The sequence below is a fragment of the Aquimarina sp. Aq107 genome (genome assembly GCF_943733665.1).
GTDB lineage: Bacteria > Bacteroidota > Bacteroidia > Flavobacteriales > Flavobacteriaceae > Aquimarina.
In genome coordinates this window covers 3454040-3478579 of record NZ_OX030782.1, presented here as the reverse complement: position 1 = coordinate 3478579, position 24540 = coordinate 3454040, and the positions used below count along the sequence as shown (strand labels likewise).

The 24540-nt window shown below is 34.3% G+C and carries 19 protein-coding genes and 5 tRNA genes; 23 read left to right on the top strand and 1 reads right to left on the bottom strand.

The annotated features are described in order from the left end of the window. Positions 1-9 precede the first annotated feature (9 nt). The 23 genes from NMK29_RS14890 (at position 10) to NMK29_RS14780 (ending at position 22632) form a co-directional block, all read left to right on the top strand. Positions 10-882, top strand: coding sequence for a helix-hairpin-helix domain-containing protein (locus NMK29_RS14890; RefSeq protein ID WP_108802437.1), 873 nt, complete (start codon positions 10-12; stop codon positions 880-882). 116 nt (positions 883-998) lie between these two features. Then, positions 999-2162 carry an acyl-CoA dehydrogenase family protein gene (locus NMK29_RS14885; protein ID WP_108802438.1) on the top strand — a complete coding sequence of 388 codons (1164 nt, stop codon included), beginning with the start codon at positions 999-1001 and terminating at the stop codon, positions 2160-2162. Between the two features lie 524 nt (positions 2163-2686). Next, entirely contained in the window at positions 2687-4666 is a 1980-nt protein-coding gene (locus tag NMK29_RS14880; protein WP_108802439.1) for a thiol-activated cytolysin family protein, read from the top strand. Between the two features lie 493 nt (positions 4667-5159). Then, a complete protein-coding gene (locus NMK29_RS14875) occupies positions 5160-6539 on the top strand; it encodes an alpha-amylase (protein WP_108802440.1) in 1380 nt (459 codons plus the stop codon). Positions 6540-6766: 227 nt separating this feature from the next. Further along, complete coding sequence (rpsU, locus tag NMK29_RS14870; RefSeq protein WP_025743950.1) at positions 6767-6961, top strand: 30S ribosomal protein S21; 195 nt, start codon at positions 6767-6769, stop codon at positions 6959-6961. Positions 6962-7083: 122 nt separating this feature from the next. Then, positions 7084-7974, top strand: coding sequence for a tyrosine-type recombinase/integrase (locus tag NMK29_RS14865; protein ID WP_108802441.1), 891 nt, complete (start codon positions 7084-7086; stop codon positions 7972-7974). A gap of 67 nt (positions 7975-8041) precedes the next feature. Next, positions 8042-8344: a ribosome hibernation-promoting factor, HPF/YfiA family gene (hpf, locus tag NMK29_RS14860; protein ID WP_108802442.1), complete on the top strand. Its 303-nt coding sequence runs from the start codon at positions 8042-8044 to the stop codon at positions 8342-8344. Positions 8345-8445: 101 nt separating this feature from the next. After that, positions 8446-8519, top strand: a tRNA-Thr gene (locus tag NMK29_RS14855). Between the two features lie 122 nt (positions 8520-8641). Further along, positions 8642-8724: transfer RNA gene (locus NMK29_RS14850), tRNA-Tyr, on the top strand. A 33-nt stretch (positions 8725-8757) separates the two neighbouring features. Then, positions 8758-8830, top strand: a tRNA-Gly gene (locus NMK29_RS14845). 125 nt (positions 8831-8955) lie between these two features. Beyond that, positions 8956-9027 (top strand) — tRNA-Thr (locus NMK29_RS14840). A gap of 58 nt (positions 9028-9085) precedes the next feature. Further along, on the top strand, positions 9086-10273 hold the full coding sequence (gene tuf, locus NMK29_RS14835) for an elongation factor Tu (RefSeq protein ID WP_027393794.1): 1188 nt from the start codon (positions 9086-9088) through the stop codon (positions 10271-10273). A gap of 57 nt (positions 10274-10330) precedes the next feature. After that, positions 10331-10403: transfer RNA gene (locus NMK29_RS14830), tRNA-Trp, on the top strand. 90 nt (positions 10404-10493) lie between these two features. After that, positions 10494-10691 (top strand): preprotein translocase subunit SecE, encoded by a 198-nt coding sequence (secE, locus tag NMK29_RS14825; protein ID WP_027393795.1) that lies wholly within the window; start codon positions 10494-10496, stop codon positions 10689-10691. A 5-nt stretch (positions 10692-10696) separates the two neighbouring features. Then, positions 10697-11251 carry a transcription termination/antitermination protein NusG gene (gene nusG / locus NMK29_RS14820; RefSeq protein WP_027393796.1) on the top strand — a complete coding sequence of 185 codons (555 nt, stop codon included), beginning with the start codon at positions 10697-10699 and terminating at the stop codon, positions 11249-11251. A 77-nt stretch (positions 11252-11328) separates the two neighbouring features. After that, entirely contained in the window at positions 11329-11766 is a 438-nt protein-coding gene (gene rplK, locus NMK29_RS14815) for a 50S ribosomal protein L11 (protein WP_027393797.1), read from the top strand. Between the two features lie 18 nt (positions 11767-11784). Continuing rightward, a complete protein-coding gene (rplA, locus tag NMK29_RS14810; protein WP_027393798.1) occupies positions 11785-12480 on the top strand; it encodes a 50S ribosomal protein L1 in 696 nt (231 codons plus the stop codon). Between the two features lie 15 nt (positions 12481-12495). After that, on the top strand, positions 12496-13017 hold the full coding sequence (rplJ, locus tag NMK29_RS14805) for a 50S ribosomal protein L10 (RefSeq protein ID WP_108802443.1): 522 nt from the start codon (positions 12496-12498) through the stop codon (positions 13015-13017). A gap of 67 nt (positions 13018-13084) precedes the next feature. Next, a complete protein-coding gene (rplL, locus tag NMK29_RS14800) occupies positions 13085-13459 on the top strand; it encodes a 50S ribosomal protein L7/L12 (protein WP_027393800.1) in 375 nt (124 codons plus the stop codon). A 129-nt stretch (positions 13460-13588) separates the two neighbouring features. Beyond that, entirely contained in the window at positions 13589-17398 is a 3810-nt protein-coding gene (gene rpoB / locus NMK29_RS14795; protein WP_108802444.1) for a DNA-directed RNA polymerase subunit beta, read from the top strand. 100 nt (positions 17399-17498) lie between these two features. Then, positions 17499-21797, top strand: a complete 4299-nt coding sequence (gene rpoC / locus NMK29_RS14790) for a DNA-directed RNA polymerase subunit beta' (protein WP_108802445.1) — start codon at positions 17499-17501, stop codon at positions 21795-21797. Positions 21798-21867: 70 nt separating this feature from the next. Then, positions 21868-22182 carry a DUF3467 domain-containing protein gene (locus tag NMK29_RS14785; protein ID WP_027393803.1) on the top strand — a complete coding sequence of 105 codons (315 nt, stop codon included), beginning with the start codon at positions 21868-21870 and terminating at the stop codon, positions 22180-22182. Positions 22183-22311: 129 nt separating this feature from the next. Further along, positions 22312-22632, top strand: a complete 321-nt coding sequence (locus tag NMK29_RS14780) for a DUF962 domain-containing protein (RefSeq protein WP_108802446.1) — start codon at positions 22312-22314, stop codon at positions 22630-22632. Between the two features lie 160 nt (positions 22633-22792). On the opposite strand, the gene NMK29_RS14775 is transcribed toward NMK29_RS14780, so the two are convergent. Next, the gene (locus NMK29_RS14775) at positions 22793-24379 is read right to left on the bottom strand and encodes a peptide chain release factor 3 (protein ID WP_108802447.1); all 1587 of its coding nucleotides are present in this window, start codon (positions 24377-24379) and stop codon (positions 22793-22795) included. Between the last annotated feature and the right edge of the window lie 161 nt (positions 24380-24540).

Sequence of the window (24540 nt, the reverse complement as noted above, 5' to 3'; positions counted from 1 at the left end):
CGTCTTAACATGAAAAATACTGAATCCCATTTCGAGATACACAGACGTTTCCGAAATGGGATTCTTCTTTTAGTACTATTAATGTTCTTTTTAATAGGAGTGTTGTATTTTTTTCCTAACACTATAAGTAGTGAGGACAACTTTGTAGCTTATACAGAATATCAGGTACAGATAGATTCATTGAAAAATGAAGCGCTTAAAAAGAAAAAGGAGTATAAATTAAAGCAGTTTAATCCAAACTTCATAACGGATTATAAAGGGTACGTTTTAGGGATGACAACGGATGAATTAGATAGACTTTATGCATATAGAAAAAAAGAGAAGTGGATAAATTCTGTATCTGATTTTAAAAAAGTTACAGGGGTTTCTGATTCATTATTAGCAGTAATTTCGCCTTTATTTAAATTTCCGGATTGGGTACAAAATTCTAAAAAGTCAAAACCTTATAAAAAAGTACGATATCCTGTAAAATCTTTTGCTCAGAAAGAAGATCTTAATAGTGTTACTTCTAAGGAATTTCAAGAGATTATTGGTGTGCCTGATTTCATTGCAGATAGGATTATAAAATGTAGAGATAGATTAGGTGGCTTTATAAGTGATATACAACTTAAAGATGTTGAAGGTTTATATGATAATCAGCGAGAAAAAATCCTATCTATGTACACCGTTAAAGAAATTAGAAGCTTTGAAAAAATTAATATTAATAATGCTTCAGTAAAGGAGTTAATGGAAGTTCCTTATTTTGATTTTGAGACTGCGTTAGAAATTAAAGATTTTATAGATACACATCAAGGGGTGTCTAATTTTGAAGAATTAGGAAAAATTGAGGGTTTTTCTTTAGAAAAAATAGATAGAATAGCATTATATTTGGAATTAAATTAAAAATCGGAAAAAATTACCGTGATTATTGATAATATGTAAATTCTTTAAAGAGTTTTTTATGTTTTTATTTATGGTAATATGTTAGCTATATAAATCAAAGTTATCATTTAAACAACATGTATTTTACAGAAGAGCACGAATTATTTAGAGAAAGTCTAAAAGATTTTTTACAAAAAGAAGTAGTTCCACATATAGAGAAGTGGGAAAAAACTGGTGATATTGAACGTTTCATTTGGGAAAAGTTTGGAGAAATGGGCTATTTCGGGATAGCTTATCCAGAGGAATATGGAGGATTAGGACTAGATCTTTTTTATACCGTAATATTTTTAGAAGAATTACAGAAGATAAATTCTGGTGGTTTTGCTGCAGCTATGTGGGCACATGTTTATTTGGCAATGACTCATGTAAATAAAGAGGGCGATCATAGAATTAAAGAAGAATATCTTAGATCGAGTATTTCTGGAGAAAAAATAGGATGTCTATGTATTTCCGAACCATTTGGTGGTTCTGATGTGGCAGGTATGAGAACTACTGCGGTAAAGGATGGAGATTTTTATGTTATTAATGGCTCTAAAACATTTATTACCAATGGAGTTTATAGCGATTATCTTATAGTAGCTGCCAAGACTACTCCAGAACTGGGTAATAAAGGGATTAGTATTTTTATTATGGATAGAGAAACTCCTGGTATTTCTGCAACTAAATTAGATAAATTAGGTTGGAGAGCGTCTGATACGGGTGAGATAGCTTTTGATAATGTTCGAATTCCTGCTAATAATTTGATGGGAGAAGAAAATAAAGGTTTCTCCTATATTATGCAGCATTTTGCATTGGAAAGATTGATAATGGGTATCAACGCTCATGCTAGAGCAGAATATGCTTTGGATTATGCAATTAAATATATGAGTGAGAGAGAAGCTTTTGGAAAAACAATCGACAAGTTTCAAGCGCTTCGTCACTCAGTTGCTGATATGGCTAGTGAATTAGAAATGTGTAAAGAGTTTAATTATTCTATAGCTAAAAGATTAAATGATGGACAGTATGTAGTAAAAGAAGCAAGTATGTCTAAGTTAATGTCTACAAAAATAGCTGATGAGGTTATTTATAAATGTCTACAATTATTAGGAGGATATGGCTATATGGAAGAATATCCTTTAGCAAGACTTTTTAGAGATAGTAGATTGGGTCCAATAGGAGGAGGTACTTCTGAAATTTTAAGAGAGATTATCGCCAAAATGGTAATCGACAAGAAAGAATACAAACCAGCTGTGAAAGCATAATTATAGGTTGCTTTTTTGGCGAAAATTGTTTTCAATTCGCCAAAATGGTAATCGACAAGAAAGAATACAAACCAGCTGTGAAAGCATAATTATAGGTTGCTTTTTTGGCGAAAATTGTTTTCAATTTGCCAGAGGTAATTATAAGAAGACGTTTCGCTTGCTTATAAAATTTTAAAAGGCTTTTTATATGTCTTAAGTTTATAGACATATAAAAAGCCTTTTTTCTTCTTATTGTCTAGCTAGTGTTTATATGAAATAGTACAACTTTTTTAATCAAAAGAAGGATTGATAATTTTTTTTACTTCCAAATGTAAATTCGATTAATGTACACCAACTTGTAAACTTTATCCCTGATATAGATACGATAATCTCAAATCAGTAGAGGTGTTATAGGGTTCCTTTCAACTGTTTTTTTTCCTTCTAAACACTTTTTTTTCGTCTTCATCTTACTTCTTTTTTCTTCAGCGTACTGTGGTTGTAGTATTGCATCACAAATCATTTATTTAAAAATATTTTAATCAATTATGAAAAAGCTAATAACACTTTTTATTAAACTCAATACATTGTTTTTTTTGTGTATCACTTTTGGATGTAGTAATGATGATTCATCAGGTCAAGAAGACCCAATTGTTGGAGAACAACCCTTAACATATGAGGGTGTGTTTGCTATTGGAGAAGAGATTCCTCCGTTTGATGATGAAAGAGTAGAGAATATTGTATCTGTAGAAGAAACTGCAGTAGATGAAGATAATGGAGACGGAACTACTTCGAGATTTGTTTGTGTGACCGAAACCATAGATTTAAAGGATGGTACTGGGGAATTCAATTTATTTGACACAAATGCAGAAGTCATATTTCCTGGTAATTTATTACAAGGAAAAACCTTGTCCGAGCCCACACCTTCTCCTATTGTGGTTGAACGAGCAGGAGGAACTATTTCTGTAAATATTAATAACGGAAATCTACAATCTTCTGCAGAAGTAGATGAGGTAAAACGAAGTACTATACAAGATGCTATTAACCAAATTATAAGCACATCTGGTGAAGAGGCTCCAGCAAATTTTACAGTAGATATCGAACAGGTAGAGTCTGAAGAACAACTGGCTATTGAGTTAGGTGTTAGCATACGTGCGTTCAGAGTAAATGTTTCTAGCAATTTTAGTTTTAGTACAGAAAAAGAATTCAATCGTACACTGGTTAAATTGGATCAAAGTATGTATACTATGAGTTTTGATTTGCCTACAGATATTGGACAGATTTTTGACGAAAGTGTTACTCCTGAGGATTTAGCACCATTTGTACAACCCGATAATCCGGCAACTTTTATTTCCTCTGTGACTTTTGGACGTGTTTTTTATATGTTGATAGAATCAACTTCTTCTCGTCAGGAAATGGATGCAAGTATTAATGCAAGTTTTAGCGGTCTGGCAGTTAATGCTTCTGCTGGCTTGGATGTTTCCTCAGTGGAAAGCTTAAATGACTTAAAAATAAAAGTCATTGCATATGGAGGGCCTTCTAGTGGTGCTTTTGAGTTGATTGGCGAAACCAATATTCAAAATATTGCTTCAGCATTAGGAGAAACTTCTGACTTGCGCTTTGCATTACCTATTTCATATGTAGTAAGAAGTGTCGAGCGCCCTGATCAAATCGTGGGAGTAAATCTAGCAACAGAGTTTGGTAGAACTACTTGTGAATTAAAAGGCCAATTGCCACTATCAGGATACCAAAATTTAGTAGATATTTTTGGACAAGACGACAAAATAGGAGCTGCTTTTAATATAAAGGATACTGTTATTGCTGTATACAATGGAACTGGTGTTAAATATGCTATTTACGATGTAGGATCAGGAACAGTACTAGGTGTGTTTGATCACAATGACCCTAATGGACCTCTAGGAGTGAGTGGTTTAGATAATGTGGGTGCTGGTTTTAAAATTGCAGAAGAATCAAGAAACTTTGACAATACCACAGTAGTGCTGACAGATTTAGGAGGCCTTGTTTCGCAACGATTCTTTATAAATGGTAATTTTGAAATTAATGATACAAACCCAATAGGCGTTTATTTTTCTAGTACTGAACTTATTCAAGACATCTTAAGTGACGCTAACTCTCCATTCGGTTTTCCTGGAGATGGAATTGTAGCAGGAGCTGGTTTGCCATTATCTATGGGTGTTAACAATAGAACTTCATCACTGGTTTTTGCAAGTGGGTCTTCGATATTTATGCAAAGTCTATTTGATAATGCAGGAAGAATGGACAATGCTGATGTACAGAATATAACGGCATTAGGTACGCAAGAAAATCCTATGTTTGATAGAATAAATGCGGCTGCTATTGTACGTTTTGGTGCTGGATCTGAACAACTTCTGCTTATTAATAAAGACGGAGATCTAATGATGTATCTAGACGAAATAGCAACAACTTCATCTAGTAATTCTGTGTTTAGAATAATTACAGACCGTAATTTTAGAGCAAACTATTCTGGAATTAGAGTGCTGCAATAATATTTTGTGAGTATTATACCTCTGCAAACTTTACCTGCTTATTTATAGTAATTGCCCTGAAACCCTTCCCCAAGTTTACTTTTCATGATTCCCCGATGGCTTTGCCTCGGGGTTTCTGATATATTTCTATTTTAAAAGTTTGAATTTTCTTTTTAAAATAAATAGTACGGTAAAACATAGGATTTGGATTGTATAACCTAAGACTAAAATGAAATAATAGACGGAAGCACTTCCGTAATCTTAAGAGAGATTATCGCCGAAATATTTTTATTTATACTGTTTAAAATCCTTGATCTAGAGATGAAAATTAAGTCCGAACTGAGAATTTTCTTTTTATTGAGCTTAAAAAATGATGAATTGCTACTTTTCGGAGCTCATTTTTAAATACATGATAAAATTTTATTAACACGAAAACGTTTGAGTAATTCTTCAAACGTTTTCGTGTATGTAAAAATATTACATTGTGGGAAATTTAACACAAAAAACACTTTTTATGAAAACTATTAAATTCGTTTATTTTCTGTTGACGGTATTTTTTATCGTTTCATGCGGTAAAGACGAGGTTTTAGATTCAGTAGAGCCTGAATCGATTAAACCAGAAGAATCAATTTCTACTAGAGCAGGTCTTAAAACTATTGGATCTGGGGTAATGATGCAAGCTTTTTATTGGGATGTTCCTGCAGGTGGTACTTGGTGGAATGTTGTAAAAGGAAAAGTTAATGCTTGGAGTAATGCAGGTGTTGATGCTATTTGGTTGCCTCCTGTAAGCAAAGCACAAAATGGAACATTCTCTATGGGATATGATCCATTTGATTATTATGATTTTGGCCAGTACAATCAAATGGGTAGTACAGAGACAAGATTTGGATCTAAATCAGAATTAGAATCTTTAATCTCTAATGCTCATAATAAAGGATTAAATGTGATAGCGGATATCGTAATAAATCATAATAGTGGTGGAGATTTAGAATGGAATGAATTTGCTGGTAAAAATACCTACACCAAATTTGAACCAATGTCTAATAAGTTTAATAGGACTAAATATGATTTTCACCCTAATGAGGCATATAATTCTGATAGTGGCATTTTTGGTGGATTTCCTGATCTTAGTCATAACAAAGCTTATGTGCAAGATTGGCTCTGGAAAAGAAGTAATTCTGTAGCTAAGTACTATAAGAATACGATGGGGTTTGATGGATACCGATTTGACTATGTAAAAGGATTTGCTCCTTGGGTAGCAAAAGAATTTAGAAAGTCTACAGGTGCGTTTGGAGTAGGAGAGTATTGGGATGGAAATGTAAATACATTAAAATGGTGGACAGATCAAGCAGAAATGTCAGCATTCGATTTTGCTTGTTACTACAAAATGAGAGATGCATTTGTAGGGAATAATCTTAATGCACTTAGTGGAGATATGCTCTGGAAAAGAAATGCTAGTAGGGCTGTGACTTTTGTTGCTAATCATGATACTGATGAGATTTATACAAATAAGTTATTAGCATACGCTTACATTTTAACTCACGAAGGATATCCTGCACTTTTTTATAGAGATTACGAAGACTGGTTGGATAAAAATAAGTTGAACAATCTTATATGGATTCACAATAACTTGGCTGGAGGTAATACTTCAAATCTATGGACGGATAATGATGAGTATATTGCCAGAAGAAATGGTGGTGGAGGAAAAAATGGTTTAATTGTGTATATCAATAATTCCGATTCTTGGAAAGAAAGATGGATTCAAACAAACTGGTCCAGCCGAAGAATAAAAGATTATACTGGTAATTCGAGTTGGGAACCGGTAACTCAAGGAGGGAAATGGGTTAAAATACAAGCTCCACCAAAAGGATATACCGTATGGTCTCTTAAGTAACAACTTGATATATTCTCACTTATGTGAAAAATATACGATATAAATCAGAGACAGCTCTTGTGTCGATTACAAATAATTTTGTAGATATAAGAGCTGTTTTTTTGTATTAATATTTGTGTGTGTAAAATAAAAAACGAAGAATAATTAACTTCGTGAAGAAAAAGCTTTGTAGATAATACTTTTGTGTTATCTTTGCACCCTAATTTTTAAAGAAAGGAGGTAACACTATGTTAATTATACCAGTTAAAGACGGAGAAAATATAGATAGAGCGTTAAAACGTTTTAAGCGTAAATTCGACAGAACAGGAACTATGCGTCAGCTGCGTAAGCGTCAGGCGTTCACAAAGCCTTCTGTAGAGCGCAGAGCTCAAGTTCAAAAAGCGCAGTACATTCAGCACTTAAGAGATCAAGAGGAAATTTAAAAAATGTTGAAACGTTGTATGTTTTGATTTCTTATATAGAAATTAAACTTCGTTTTTCAGTATATATAAATTGAACCATTAGATGTAAAAGTTTTATACTTTTGCTTTCTAATGGTTTTTTTATGTTTATTAAAGAGTTTGTAGATTATTTACTTTTAGAGAAAAAATACTCTACACATACTGTTTCTGCGTATAAAGCGGATTTGCTGTCTTTTGTTAAGTTTTATGAAGATGAATATGATATAAAAGATATTTCAAAATCGAATTATACTCAAATCCGTTCTTGGATAGTTAGTTTGGTTGATAAAGAAGTTTCTAATAGAACAATTAATAGAAAAGTATCTTCTCTTAAGACTTATTTTAAATTCTTGCTTAAGTCAGAACAGATAGATAAGAATCCATTGGCTAAGCATAAGGCGTTAAAAGCTTCTAATAAGCTTCAAATACCATTTTCTGATGTAGAGGTTGATCTTGTTTTAGAAGAGCTGTCTAGTGGTGTGGATTTTAAAAGTGTTAGAAATAGGTTAATCGTGGAGTTATTTTATGCAACTGGAATGCGTAGGATCGAATTGGTGAATCTTAAGATTAAAGATGTTGATGTCTCGTCTAAACAAATCAAAGTCTTGGGTAAGCGAAATAAAGAGCGATATGTCCCATTAATCCCATCGGTTATTAAAACTATTGAGCAATATATGGAGTTGCGTAAAGATGTAGTTAAGGAGTTAGGAGATTCTTCATTACTACTTACAGAAAAAGGAGTTAAAATATATGAAACACTTGTTTATCGAGTCATAAATGGCTATTTTAGTAATGTATCTTCAAAAGTTAAAAGAAGTCCGCATATATTGAGACATTCATTTGCGACACATCTACTTAATGAAGGCGCGAACTTAAATGCTGTAAAAGAATTACTAGGTCATTCTAGTTTAGCAGCTACTCAGGTGTATACGCATCAAAGTATAGCACAGTTGGCAAAAGTATATAAGCAATCCCATCCAAGGAATAAAAAATAAACTATAAGCTGCTTTGTTAATTTCTTTTAGGTTTTAAGTATTTGTTTAACCAATTAATATAACACCTATGAAAGTGAACTTGCAATCCGTAAATTTTAATGTAGATCAGAAGTTGATAGATTTTACTCAAGCAAAATTGGATAAGTTAGAAAATCATTTTAGTCGTATTATTTATGCTGATGTTTTTCTAAAAGTTATGAATACGAGTGGTAAGGAAAATAAAATCACAGAAATTTTGCTGAGTGTTCCAGGAGATGAGTTTATAATCAAAAAAATAAATAAAAGTTTCGAAGAAGGTGTGGATGAGTGCGTTAGTTCGTTGGAGAGACAGTTAAGGAAACGTAAGGAAAAATTAAATACACATGTTTGATGATTTTTTTTTAAAAAATGTTTTGTGTAAGAAATAAATTCTATACATTTGCAGTCCGTTAGAAATAGCGGACTTTTTTATGCTTAAAAAAGTAACCAAAAGCCGATGTAGCTCAGCTGGCTAGAGCAGCTGATTTGTAATCAGCAGGTCGTGGGTTCGAGTCCCTCCATCGGCTCAAAAAAAGGTTAAGATTTAAAAAAAATAAACCTTTTTTTTGTAAAATTTTGAATTGTAAAATATTTGATTACTTTTGCGCTTCGAAATTTAGAAGTTCATTCTAAAATAATGATTTAAATTGGGGAGATACTCAAGCGGCCAACGAGGACAGACTGTAAATCTGTTGTTTTTTAACTTCGCAGGTTCGAATCCTGCTCTCCCCACAACCTTCAATTTTGATTTCAAAATTGTAAATCGCGGGAGTAGCTCAGTTGGTAGAGCGTCAGCCTTCCAAGCTGAATGTCGCCAGTTCGAACCTGGTCTCCCGCTCTTAAAAAATACAGAGCTAATCTTGATGCATTATTAGCATTGGATTTTTAAAATAGAATGTGATGAATCGGTTTTCTTTTTATGTTAAATAAAGGACTCTGGTTTATCATTGTGTACTTTAAAAAGCCGGTGTAGCTCAGGGGTAGAGCGTTTCCTTGGTAAGGAAGAGGTCACGAGTTCAAATCTCGTCATTGGCTCTTGGTTCAGAAGCATTAATTGAACACTAATATATAACTAAGATTAAATAAATTAATTATGGCAAAGGAAACTTTTGATCGTTCCAAACCGCACTTAAATATTGGTACTATTGGACACGTTGATCACGGTAAAACAACTTTAACGGCTGCTATTACTAAGGTATTGGCAGATGCTGGTCTTTCTGAGGCTAGAGATTTCGATACTATCGATAACGCTCCAGAAGAAAAAGAAAGAGGTATTACAATTAATACATCTCACGTAGAATACCAAACAGCTAATCGTCACTATGCACACGTTGACTGTCCAGGTCACGCCGATTATGTAAAGAACATGGTAACTGGTGCTGCTCAGATGGATGGTGCTATATTAGTGGTAGCTGCTACTGATGGACCTATGCCACAAACTCGTGAGCACATCCTTTTAGGACGTCAGGTAGGTATTCCAAGAATCGTTGTATTCCTTAATAAAGTGGATATGGTTGATGATGAGGAGCTTTTAGAATTAGTAGAGATGGAGGTTAGAGATCTTCTTTCTTTCTATGAGTATGATGGAGATAATGGACCTGTAGTTGCTGGATCTGCACTTGGAGCTCTTAATGGAGAACAGAAGTGGGTTGATACGGTTTTAGAATTAATGAAAGAAGTAGATGCTTGGATCGAGGAGCCATTACGTGAAATCGATAAAGATTTCTTAATGCCGATTGAAGATGTATTTTCTATTACTGGTCGTGGTACTGTAGCAACTGGACGTATAGAAACAGGTATTGCTAACACTGGAGATCCTGTTGAGATCATCGGTATGGGTGCTGAAAAATTAACCTCTACTATAACAGGTATCGAGATGTTCCGTCAGATCCTTGATAGAGGAGAAGCTGGAGATAACGCAGGTATCTTATTAAGAGGTATTGAGAAAACTCAGATTTCTCGTGGTATGGTAATTACTAAGCCGGGATCTGTAACTCCACACGCTAAATTCAAAGCTGAGGTTTATATCCTTAAGAAAGAAGAAGGTGGACGTCACACTCCATTCCATAATAACTACCGTCCTCAGTTCTACGTTCGTACAACTGATGTAACTGGAAACATTGCGCTTCCTGATGGTGTTGAAATGGTAATGCCTGGAGATAACTTAACTATTACTGTTGAGCTTATTCAGCCAATTGCAATGAATGTAGGTCTTCGTTTTGCGATCCGTGAAGGTGGTAGAACAGTAGGTGCCGGTCAGGTAACTGAAATTTTAGACTAATAATATAGATGATATAAGGAAAGGTATTCGTTACGACGAATACCTTGACTTATGTATACGGGTTTAGCTCAGTTGGTAGAGCACTGGTCTCCAAAACCAGGTGTCGGGAGTTCGAGCCTCTCAACCCGTGCTTAGAAAGTTGGAATTATATATGTTTAAAAGCATAATGATTTTAAGATAAGTTTCAAGTGACAGGTTTGTCGTTAAAAAGAATAAAAAGATGGCTGGATTAATAAATTATATTTCGGAATCATATAGCGAGTTGAAAAATCACGTTACTTGGACTCCTTGGGCAGAAGCACAAAGATTGACTTTAGTTACTATTGTATTTTCTGTTATTTTTTCGCTAGCTATCTGGGGAGTGGATACTGTGTTTAGTAATTTGATAGAGTATTATTTCACTTTAGTTAAATCATAATTATTATGGCTGAAGTTAGTAATACAAAAAAATGGTACGTTGTACGTGCTGTAAGTGGGCAAGAAAATAAGGTCAAGGACTATATTGAGAGAGAAATCGCTCATATGGGTATGGAGGATTATGTTTCTCAGATCTTGGTGCCGACTGAAAAGGTAGTACAGATTCGTAACGGAAAGAAAATAAATAAGGAAAGAGTGTATTTTCCTGGATATGTTATGATAGAAGCTAACCTGTCTGGAGAAATTCCTCATATAATAAAGTCTATTAATGGAGTTATTGGTTTTCTTGGAGAAGTAAAGGGTGGAGATCCTGTTCCTTTAAGAAAAGCAGAAATTAATAGAATGTTAGGTAAGGTAGATGAACTTGCTGTGAAAACTGATAATGTGGCTATTCCTTATACTGTTGGAGAAACAGTTAAAGTAATTGATGGCCCATTTAATGGTTTCAATGGTACAGTAGAGAAAGTAAATGAAGAAAAGCGTAAGCTGGAAGTAATGGTAAAGATTTTTGGAAGAAAGACACCATTGGAGTTAAGCTATATGCAAGTTGAAAAAGTATAATAATTGTTACATTATATATCCTGAATTGTTCTTATTGCTTCCACTTTATAGAACAATTCTAATTTAAAATTAGAAAAATGGCTAAAGAGATAAGTAAGGTTGTAAAACTTCAAGTACGTGGAGGAGCGGCTAATCCGTCCCCACCAGTTGGACCTGCTTTAGGTGCTGCCGGAGTGAATATCATGGAATTCTGTAAGCAATTCAATGGTAGAACACAAGATAAGGCTGGTAAAGTATTACCGGTTGTTATCAATGTTTACAAAGACAAATCTTTTGATTTTGTAATTAAAACTCCACCTGCAGCAGTTCAAATACTGGAAGCAGCAAAAACGAAAAAGGGTTCAGGAGAGCCAAATCGTAAGAAAGTAGCTAGTGTTACTTGGGATCAAGTTCGTGCAATAGCAGAAGATAAAATGCAAGATTTGAATGCATTTACTGTTGAATCTGCTATGAAAATGATAGCCGGTACCGCTCGTTCAATGGGTGTAACTGTAAAAGGACAAGCTCCTTTTTAATCCAAAAACGTGTAGAAAATGGCAAAAGTAACTAAAAAGCAAAAAGAAGTTAGAGCTAAAGTTGAAAAGAATAAATCATATTCAGTAGACGAAGCTTCTGCTTTAGTAAAAGAAATAACAAACGTAAATTTTGATGCATCTGTAGATTTAGCAGTTCGTTTGAACGTAGATCCTCGTAAAGCTAATCAAATGGTACGTGGTGTGGTAACTTTACCTCACGGAACAGGAAAGGATGTTAAAGTTCTTGCATTGGTAACACCAGATAAAGAAGCTGAAGCTAAAGAAGCTGGTGCTGATTTTGTAGGTCTTGATGAGTATCTTGATAAAATCAAAGGTGGATGGACTGATGTAGATGTGATTATCACTATGCCAAGTGTGATGGGTAAATTAGGTCCATTAGGTCGAGTTTTAGGACCTCGTGGTTTAATGCCTAACCCAAAGACTGGTACTGTAACTATGGATATAGCTAAGGCTGTTTCTGATGTTAAAGCTGGTAAGATAGATTTCAAAGTTGATAAGACAGGAATCGTTCACGCTGCAATTGGGAAGTCATCTTTTTCTGCTGATAAGATAGCGGGAAATGCAAAAGAATTATTAACAACATTGGTGAAGTTAAAACCTGTGGCTGCTAAAGGTGTATATATAAAATCTATTTATATGTCTTCTACTATGAGCCCTAGTTTAGAAATTGATTCTAAGCACTTTGCTGGGTAATTAAGATATACGATTATGACAAGAGAAGAAAAATCACAAGTAATTGAAGACTTAACTGCTCAGTTAGCTGAAAACTCTAATATTTATTTAGCTGATATTTCAGGATTAGATGCAGGAGCAACTTCAAATTTACGTAGAGCTTGTTTTAAAGCTAACGTATCATTAAAAGTAATTAAGAATACGCTCCTTGCTAAGGCAATGGAGAAATCAGATAAGGAGTTTGGAGAATTGCCTGAGGTATTAAAAGGTAATACTTCTATTATGTTTTCTGAAACAGGAAATGCTCCAGCGAAGGTTATTAAGGAATTTCGTAAGAAATCTGAAAAACCTTTATTAAAGGGAGCTTTTGTAGAGTCAGCTATTTTTGTAGGTGATGAAAACTTAGAGGCACTTGTTAATATCAAGTCTAAGGAAGAAGTTATCGGAGATATTATTGGCTTGTTACAATCACCTGCTAAGAATGTTATTTCGGCATTAAAGTCAAGTGGTGGTACTATAGCTGGTATTCTTAAAACATTATCCGAGAAAGAAGGATAATCTAAGCGTGTACGCACTTTTTAACAAATTATATTTCAATTAAAAAAATTATTTAAAACGATAGAAAATGGCAGATTTAAAAGATTTCGCAGAACAATTAGTTAACTTAACTGTAAAAGAAGTTAATGAATTAGCAGATATACTAAAAGAAGAGTATGGTATTGAGCCTGCTGCTGCTGCAGTAGCTGTTGCTGCTGGTGGTGCTGGTGGTGGTGAAGCTGCAGAAGAAAAATCAGAATTTGATGTAATTCTTAAAGCTCCAGGAGGTGCTAAGTTAGCAGTTGTAAAATTAGTAAAAGAATTAACTGGTCTAGGTCTTAAAGACGCTAAAGGATTAGTTGATGGTGCTCCAAGTGCAATCAAAGAAGGAGTAGCAAAAGATGAAGCAGAAGCTCTTAAAGCTCAATTAGAAGAGGCTGGAGCAGAGGTTGAGCTTAAGTAAGCTTACCAAATATTGACATAGAGGTTTAGACCTGGAGAATTTTCTCTAAGGTCTAAACCATTTTGCGTATATAAATATGATGTATTAAAATACGCTGTTTTTTAAATTTTAATTTAATTCCGTCCATTGATGTTAGCAACGCAAACTGAAAGATTGAATTTTTCTTCCGTAAAGAATAGACCTGATTATCCTGATTTCTTGGATATACAGATCAAATCCTTTCAAGACTTTTTTCAATTAGAAACAAAGTCAGAAGAAAGAGGAAATGAAGGTCTTTATAATACCTTCATGGAAAATTTCCCGATTACGGACACACGTAATCAATTTGTACTTGAATTTTTAGACTACTTTGTAGACCCACCAAGATATGATTTGCAAGAATGTATAGAGAGAGGTCTTACATATAGTGTTCCGCTTAAGGCGCGTCTAAAACTTTTCTGTACCGATCCTGAACACGAAGATTTTGAGACGATTGTACAGGACGTATATTTAGGAACAATTCCTTATATGACTCCTAGTGGTACATTCTGTATTAATGGAGCAGAACGTGTTGTTGTATCTCAATTACACCGTTCACCAGGTGTTTTCTTTGGACAATCATTCCATGCAAATGGAACTAAGCTATATTCTGCAAGAGTAATTCCTTTTAAAGGATCTTGGATAGAATTTGCAACAGATATCAATAGCGTTATGTACGCATATATTGATAGAAAGAAAAAATTACCAGTAACTACTCTTTTCCGTGCTATAGGGTTTGAAAGAGATAAGGATATTTTAGAAATTTTTGATCTTGCAGAAGAAGTAAAAGTTTCTAAATCTGGATTGAAAAAAGTACTAGGGCGTAAGTTAGCGGCACGTGTATTAAATACATGGCATGAGGATTTCGTAGATGAGGATACAGGAGAGGTTGTTTCTATAGAGCGTAACGAAATTGTATTAGATCGTGATACTGTTCTTGATAAAGATCACTTAGATGAGATCGTGGATTCTGGAGCTAAAACTATTTTGCTTCATAAAGAAGATAATCAGAAAGGTGATTATGCGATAATCCATAATACATTACAAAAAGATCCTACGAATTCTGAAAAGGAAGCCGTAGAACATATATACCGTCAATTACGTAATGCAGAACCGCCTGATGAGGAGACTGCAAGGGGTATTATTGACAAGTTATTCTTCTCTGATCAACGTTACAACCTTGGTGAAGTAGGTCGTTATAGAATGAATAAAAAACTAGGTCTTAATATTGAAATGGATAAGCAAGTGCTTACTAAAGAAGATATTATTACTATTATAAAATACTTAATTGAGTTAATCAATTCAAAAGCTGAGATTGATGATATTGATCACCTTTCTAACCGTCGTGTAAGAACTGTAGGAGAACAATTATCACAACAGTTTGGAGTTGGTCTAGCACGTATGGCACGTACAATTCGTGAACGTATGAATGTTAGAGATAATGAAGTATTTACACCTATTGATTTGATTAATGCAAAGACATTGTCTTCTGTAATTAATTCTTTCTTCGGGACGAATCAGTTATCTCAGTTTATGGATCAAACGAATCCATTAGCAGAGATTACGCACAAGCGTCGACTTTCTGCTTTAGGACCAGGTGGTTTATCAAGAGAGCGTGCTGGTTTCGAGGTTCGAGATGTACATTATACACACTATGGTCGTTTATGTCCAATTGAAACTCCAGAAGGACCGAATATTGGATTAATATCTTCACTAGCAGTTTTTGCCAAAGTGAATTCAATGGGGTTCTTAGAAACTCCTTACCGTAAAGTTGAAGATGGAAAAGTAGATTTAAGTGAGTTTAGATACTTAAGTGCGGAGGAAGAGGAAGAAAAATTAATAATGCAAGCGAACTTGCCGTTAGAAGAAGATGGTAAGATTCAAAGTGATAAGGTAATTGCTCGTATGGAAGGTGACTTCCCGGTGATAGAACCAGCATCTGTAAATTATGCTGATGTTGCTCCTAATCAAATTGCCTCTATTTCTGCATCTTTAATTCCTTTCTTAGAACATGATGATGCGAACCGTGCATTGATGGGATCGAATATGATGCGTCAGGCAGTACCATTATTAAGAGTTGATGCACCAATTGTTGGTACAGGACTAGAGCGTCAAGTAGCTTCAGATTCTCGTGTATTAATTAACTCAGAAGGAGCAGGAGTTGTTGAGTATGTAGATGCACAAAAGATAACTATTAAGTATGATAGAACGGAAGAACAAAGAATGGTAAGTTTTGATAGTGATTCTAAAACTTATAATCTTATTAAATTCCGTAAAACGAATCAAGGTACTTCTATTAATCTTAAACCGATCGTAAGAGTTGGTGATAGAGTAAATAAAGGACAGGTTCTATGTCAAGGTTATGCAACTGAAAATGGAGAACTTGCTTTAGGAAGAAATATGAAGGTTGCCTTCATGCCTTGGAAAGGATATAACTTTGAGGATGCAATCGTAATTTCTGAGAAGGTTGTTAGAGATGATATCTTTACTTCTATTCATATCGATGAGTACTCTTTAGAAGTAAGAGATACTAAGTTAGGGAATGAAGAATTAACTAACGATATTCCTAATGTTTCTGAAGAAGCGACTAAGGATCTTGATGAAAACGGAATGATCCGTGTTGGTGCTGAGATTAAGCCAGGAGATATTCTTATCGGTAAGATTACGCCAAAAGGAGAAAGTGATCCTACACCAGAAGAGAAATTATTAAGAGCTATCTTTGGTGATAAAGCTGGAGATGTTAAAGATGCTTCTTTAAAAGCTTCACCATCTTTACATGGTGTTGTTATAGATAAGAAATTATTTGCTCGTGCGATAAAGGATAAGCGTAAGCGTTCTCAGGATAAAGAAGATATTTCAATCTTAGAGCGATCGTATGACGCTAAATTTGCATTATTAAAGGCAGAGTTAGTAGATAAATTATTCGTAATCGTTGGAGGTAAAACTTCGCAAGGAGTTATTAACGATTTAGGAGAAGAAGTACTTCCAAAAGGTAAGAAGTTTACTCAAAAAATGCTTAATAGTGTTGATGATTATGCTCATCTTACTAAAGGGACTTGGACTACTGATGATAGTCTTAATAAGATGGTTGCGGATCTTATCCATAACTTTAAGATTAAAGAAAATGATTTACAAGGTAACTTGCGTAGAGAGAAATTTACGATCTCTGTGGGAGATGAATTACCTTCTGGAATTATAAAACTTGCTAAAGTTTACATTGCTAAAAAACGTAAACTAAAAGTAGGTGATAAGATGGCAGGTCGTCACGGTAACAAAGGTATTGTTGCCCGTATCGTAAGAGAAGAAGATATGCCATTCTTAGAAGATGGAACACCAGTAGATATTGTATTGAATCCACTAGGGGTACCTTCTCGTATGAATATTGGTCAGATCTATGAAACTGTACTAGGTTGGGCTGGTCAGAAATTAGGTAGAAAATATGCTACTCCAATTTTTGATGGAGCTTCTTTAGATCAGATTAATGAATTTACAGATGAAGCTGGTATTCCAAGATTTGGTCATACATATTTATATGATGGTGGTACAGGAGATCGTTTTGATCAACCGGCAACTGTAGGTGTGATTTACATGCTTAAGTTAGGTCATATGGTTGATGACAAAATGCACGCACGTTCTATTGGTCCTTATTCATTGATTACTCAGCAACCACTTGGTGGTAAAGCTCAGTTTGGAGGTCAGCGTTTTGGAGAGATGGAAGTTTGGGCATTAGAGGCATATGGTGCTTCTGCTACCCTTCGTGAGATATTGACTGTTAAATCTGATGATGTTATAGGAAGAGCTAAAACATACGAAAGTATTGTTAAAGGTGAGCCTATGCCAGAACCTGGATTACCAGAATCATTCAACGTACTTATGCACGAATTGAAAGGTCTTGGTCTAGATATCAGATTAGAAGAATAATATAGATTAGGAAATCGTACCCCGAGAGTAATCAAAGGGTACGTTTACACTATTTGTTATTCAAAATTAAATTACAATAATTCTTAAGTAACCATATATTATGGCAAGAAATAATGATAAGAATGCAGTAAAGAGATTTAATAAGATCTCTATAGGTTTAGCATCTCCTGAGTCTGTTTTAGCAGCATCACAGGGAGAGGTTCTTAAGCCTGAAACTATTAATTATCGTACTCACAAACCAGAACGTGATGGTTTGTTCTGTGAGCGTATTTTTGGACCTGTTAAGGACTTTGAGTGTGCTTGTGGTAAATATAAAAGAATTCGTTACAAAGGGATCGTGTGTGATCGATGTGGTGTAGAAGTAACTGAAAAGAAAGTTCGTAGAGATCGTGTTGGTCATATTAATTTAGTTGTACCAGTTGCACATATTTGGTATTTCCGTTCGCTACCTAATAAAATAGGATATTTATTGGGTCTTCCTTCTAAGAAGTTGGATATGATAATTTACTACGAACGTTATGTAGTAATACAACCAGGTATCGCAAAGAATGAAGAAGGTGAGCCAGTTCAGAAAATGGACTTTCTTACAGAAGAAGAGTATCTTAATATCTTAGATAGTCTTCCTCAAGAGAATTTATATCTAGATGATACAGATCCTAATAAATTTATCGCTAAGATGGGTGCGGAATGTCTTATCGAAATTCTAAAAAGAATTGATCTTGATGAGTTATCTTACGAGTTAAGACATAAGGCAAATAATGAAACTTCTAAGCAGCGTAAAACTGAGGCCTTAAAACGTCTTCAGGTTGTAGAATCTTTACGTGATGCTAATAAGAATAGAGAAAATCGTCCAGAGTGGATGATTCTTAAAGTGGTTCCGGTGATTCCACCAGAATTACGTCCATTAGTACCGTTAGATGGTGGTCGTTTTGCTACATCTGATTTAAATGATTTATATCGTCGTGTAATTATTCGTAACAATCGTTTGAAGCGTTTGATGGAAATCAAAGCTCCAGAAGTAATTTTACGTAATGAAAAACGTATGTTACAAGAATCTGTAGATTCTTTGTTTGATAATACTCGTAAAGCTTCTGCGGTTAAGACTGACTCTAACAGACCTTTAAAATCGCTTTCAGATTCTTTAAAAGGAAAACAAGGACGTTTCCGTCAGAACTTGTTAGGTAAACGTGTGGATTATTCTGCTCGTTCCGTAATTGTTGTAGGGCCAGAATTGAAATTATTCGAATGTGGTCTTCCAAAAAATATGGCAGCTGAATTATACAAGCCATTTGTAATCAGAAAATTGATTGAGCGTGGTATAGTAAAAACAGTAAAGTCTGCCAAGAAAATTATAGATAGAAAAGAGCCTGTAGTTTGGGATATCTTGGAGAATGTTCTTAAAGGACATCCAGTATTACTAAACCGTGCTCCTACGCTTCACCGATTAGGTATTCAGGCATTCCAGCCAAAACTTATTGAAGGTAAAGCAATACAGTTACACCCATTAGTGTGTACAGCATTTAATGCCGATTTTGATGGTGATCAGATGGCGGTGCATTTACCATTAGGACCAGAAGCAATATTGGAAGCACAATTATTAATGTTAGCTTCTCATAACATTTTGAATCCTGCTAATGGTTCGCCGGTTACTGTACCTTCTCAGGATATGGTATTGGGTCTGTACTATATGACTAAATCTCGTAGATCAACACCTGAATTAGTTATTAAAGGTGAGGATTTAACGTTCTATTCTCCAGAAGAAGTAGTTATTGCTTATAACGAAAAACGTCTTGATATTAACGCTAATATTAAGGTTAGAACAAAAGATATCGAAGATGGAGAAGTGGTAACTAAAATTATAGAAACTACTACAGGTAGAGTTTTATTTAATGAAAAAGTTCCTGAAAAAGCTGGTTATATTAATGAAGTATTAACCAAAAAATCTCTTAGAGATATTATTGGGGGTATTTTAAAAGTAACTAGTGTACCAGAAACTGCTGCTTTCTTAGATGAAATTAAAACGTTAGGATATAACTTCGCATTTAGAGGAGGATTATCCTTTAGTTTAGGTGATATTATTATTCCTGCAGAGAAGCATAAAATGATCGCTGATGCTAATGGTCAGGTAGACAATATAGTTGCTAATTATAACATGGGTCTTATTACTAATAATGAGCGTTATAACCAGGTAATTGATATATGGACATCGACCAATGCGGAATTGACAGAATTGTCAATGAAACGTATTAGAGAGGATCAGCAAGGGTTTAACTCAGTATATATGATGCTTGATTCTGGAGCCAGGGGATCTAAAGAACAGATTCGTCAGCTTACAGGTATGCGTGGATTAATGGCAAAACCAAAGAAATCGAATTCAGCTGGTGGAGAGATTATTGAGAATCCAATTCTTTCTAACTTTAAAGAAGGTCTTTCGATTCTTGAGTACTTTATCTCAACACACGGTGCTCGTAAAGGTCTTGCGGATACTGCACTTAAAACTGCCGATGCTGGATACCTTACACGTCGTTTAGTTGATGTTGCACAAGATGTTATTGTTAATATCGAAGATTGTGGAACATTACGTGGGGTAGAGGTTACTCCTTTGAAGAAAAATGAAGAAATTATTGAAGGTCTTGCTGCTAGAATTACCGGTAGGACTTCATTAGTAGATGTTATAAACCCTCTAACTCAGGAAGTGCTTGTAGAAGCAGGAGTTGAGATTGATGATGTAACTGCTAAAAACATTGAGAATTCTCCAGTAGAATCTGTTGAAGTTCGTTCAGCATTAACTTGTGAGGCTAAAAAAGGTATTTGTGTAAAATGTTATGGTCGTAACCTAGCAACTGGTAAAACAGTTCAGCGTGGTGAGGCAGTTGGTGTTGTGGCAGCTCAATCGATTGGAGAGCCTGGAACTCAGCTTACATTGCGTACATTCCACGTAGGAGGTATTGCAAGTAACATTTCTGAAGAAAATCAATTGAAGTCTAAATTTGCTGGTAAGGCAGAGATAGATGAATTGAAAACTGTAAAAGGTCAAGATTCTGACGGAAATGAAATTGATGTGGTAATCTCTCGTACTTCTGAAGTTAAGGTTGTAGATCCTAAAACTAAGATCGTACTTAGTACAAACTTAATCCCTTACGGTTCGCAGTTATTTATTAACAGTGGAGATACCGTTAAGAAAGATCAAAGTATCTGTCAATGGGATCCATATAACGGTGTGATCATTTCAGAATTTGCAGGAAAAGTAAGTTATGAAAATGTTGAACAAGGTATTACTTATCAAGTAGAAATAGATGAACAAACTGGATTCCAGGAAAAAGTAATCTCAGAATCTCGTGATAAGAAAAAAATACCAACGCTATTAATTATGGGTAAAGATGACGAAGTTCTTCGTTCTTACAACCTTCCGGTTGGAGCCCACTTAATGGTTGATGACAATGATAAGATTAATGTTGGTAAGATTTTAGTAAAAATTCCTCGTAAGTCAGCAAAAGCTGGTGATATTACAGGAGGTCTTCCACGTGTAACGGAATTATTTGAAGCACGTAATCCATCTAATCCTGCTGTAGTTAGTGAAATTGATGGTGTAGTTTCTTTTGGAAAAATTAAACGTGGTAATCGTGAGATTATCGTAGAATCTAGGATAGGTGAGATCAAGAAGTATCTTGTGAAGTTGTCTAATCAGATTCTTGTTCAGGAGAATGACTTTGTTCGTGCTGGTATGCCATTATCTGATGGTTCTGTAACTCCAGAAGATATTCTTAAGATCAAAGGACCTTCAGCTGTGCAACAGTACTTAGTTAATGAAGTACAGGAAGTATATCGATTACAAGGTGTGAAGATTAATGATAAGCATTTTGAGGTAGTAGTACGTCAGATGATGCGTAAAGTAAGAATTCAAGATCCAGGTGATACTATTTTCTTAGAGAATCAATTAGTTCATAAATCAGATTTCATCCAAGAAAACGATGCTATCTTCGGAATGAAGGTGGTAGAAGAAGCTGGAGATAGTGAAAACCTAAAAGCAGGTCAAATTATTTCTCCAAGAGATCTTAGAGATGAGAATTCTATATTAAGAAGAGAAGATAAAAACTTAGTAGAAGCAAGAGATGTTACTCCTGCGACGGCGACTCCAATCCTTCAGGGTATTACAAGAGCGTCACTTCAAACTAAGTCATTTATTTCTGCAGCTTCATTCCAGGAAACTACTAAAGTATTAAACGAAGCTGCTGTAAGTGGTAAAGTTGATGATTTAGAAGGATTAAAAGAGAATGTAATCGTTGGACATAGAATTCCTGCAGGAACGGGTATGAGAGACTACGAAAGTATCATAGTTGGTTCTAAAGAAGAATTCGAAGATCGAATGGAACAAAGACAAGAAGTAAATTATAATTAATCAGTTAAGCCTGCCAATTGGCAGGCTTTCTGTTTTTAGAAAGCTATTGGCTTTTGTAAAATAATATAAAATGGCAGAGGAAAAGAAACAAAAACAAAATCAGTTAAATATAGAGTTGGATGATGCAATAGCTGATGGAGTATATAGTAACTTGGCAATTATTAATCACTCGGTATCCGAGTTTGTGGTAGACTTCGTTAATATTATGCCGGGACGGCCTAAAAGCAAAGTAAAGAGTAGAATTATCTTAACTCCTCAACATGCTAAAAGATTATTAAAAGCTTTAGGTGATAATGTGTCAAGGTTTGAAGCTGCTCATGGCGAAATAAAGGATTATGATCAACCACCAATCCCTTTAAATTTTGGACCTACAGGACAGGCATAACAACATATTGTTATAAAATATATTTGCCCATTGTTTTTTTAACAATGGGTTTTTTTATGAATACTATAGAGTTTGATAAGGAAATATATTTTTAGTATCTTAAACTTTCTTTTATTTAATATAACAGATATGTCCGACAGAATTAAAACATATTCAGAATTTTATAGATTTTATCTTACTGAACATCAAAATAAAACGAGTAGGACTTTACATTTTGTAGGGACCTTTTTGGTTTTTATTATTATAGGTATTGCTATATATAATGGATGGGGTTGGAAGTGGTTTTTGGTTCCTTTAGTTGGTTATGGATTTGCATGGGTTGGTCATGCTTTTTTTGAAAAGAATAAACCTGCAACTTTTAAATATCCTTTTTGGAGTTTGATTTCAGATTTTAAATTGTTTTTTGAGATTCTTTTGGGAAAACGAGCGTTTGATAGTTCGAAAGATTAAAAATAGTTTTTGATTATAAATAAAGTATTTACCATAAAAATTAATGATATATAAATTAAAAATGGATCAAATGTTTTTTATTTGATCCATTTTTAATTTAAAAACATAATGTACTGTAGTTTGTTCTATAAATCACGCTAAAAAGCTATTTAAAATGATTTTAGAATTCAGATGTAAAATGAAAAATGATAGAAGGATATTTTTGTTGTGTCATTTGCAAACTAAAAGAAGAGTCTGCTAAAAATACTAATTGTCCTTGTTTATCCTTGGCAAGGAATTTACTTTTTACTCTTTTGAAATCCTTAAATTCATCATTGTTTTCATCTTCAACTTCTACCCAGCAAGCTTTATGTACATTTAGATTTTCATAAGTACATTTTGCACCATATTCATGTTCTAATCTATATTGTATTACCTCATACTGTAGGGCACCAACCGTTCCGATTACCTTTCTTCCATTTAGTTCTAATGTAAACAATTGGGCTACACCTTCATCCATCAATTGATCAATTCCTTTTGCTAACTGCTTTGATTTTAGAGGGTCTGCATTGTTGATGTACCTAAAATGTTCTGGAGAAAAACTAGGAATACCTTTATAGTTTAACTTTTCACCTGTTGTTAATGTGTCACCAATTTTAAAATTACCAGTATCATGTAATCCCACGATATCTCCTGGGTATGAGATGTCGACAATTTCTTTTTTCTCTGCAAAAAATGCATTTGGACTAGAGAATTTAAGTTTTTTGTTATGTCGTGTATGTAAATAGGGTACGTTACGTTCAAAAGTTCCTGATACTATTTTAATAAAAGCTAATCTATCTCTATGTTTAGGATCCATATTTGCATGGATCTTAAATACAAACCCTGTGAAATCTTTTTCGTCAGGTTGTACGACTCTTATATCACTTTCTTTAGCTCTTGGAGTTGGAGCTATAGATATAAAGCAATCTAGTAATTCTCGAACACCAAAATTGTTTAAAGCAGAACCAAAAAAAACAGGTTGTAAATCTCCTTTTTGATATAATTCTTTATCAAAAGATGGGTAAATACCTTCTACTAATTCAATTTCTTCTCGCAAGGTATCTGCAGCAGTATCTCCGATTAAAGTTGTAAGTTCAGGAGATGATAAATCGGATACTTCAATAGTTTCTTCAATATTTTTTCTGCTATCTCCACTAAAAAGGTTGATGTTCTTTTCCCAAATATTATAGATACCTTTAAAATCATATCCCATACCAATTGGAAAGCTTAAAGGGGTTACTTTTAATCCAAGTTTTTGTTCTACTTCATCCAAAAGCTCGAAAGCATCTTTCCCTTCTCTATCCAGTTTGTTAATAAAAACAATCATTGGAATATTTCTCATTCTACATACCGAAACTAGTTTTTCGGTTTGTTCCTCTACACCTTTGGCAACATCAATAACAACTATAACGCTATCAACAGCGGTTAAAGTTCTAAAAGTATCTTCTGCAAAATCTTTATGCCCTGGTGTATCTAATATATTTATTTTAACTCCTTGGTATTCAAATGCTAGAACAGAAGTAGCTACAGAAATTCCTCTTTGACGTTCGATTTCCATAAAGTCACTAGTAGCACCTTTTTTAATCTTATTTGATTTAACAGCCCCTGCTTCTTGAATTGCACCACCAAATAGAAGTAATTTTTCCGTTAATGTTGTTTTACCTGCATCAGGGTGAGAAATGATACCAAAGGTTCTTCGTCGCTTTATTTCTTCTGAGAATTTCATTGTAGTTCTATTGCTAAAGTTTGCAAATATACTATATAAATGTACAATGAAGATAAGAGACTTAAAAACTACGTTATTTTGAAATGTTATAAATTTCAGTCGTTTTTCGCCGTTCGAAAAGTGTATTTCGTCGAAAAAAAGAAAAAAATTTGGGGAATTAA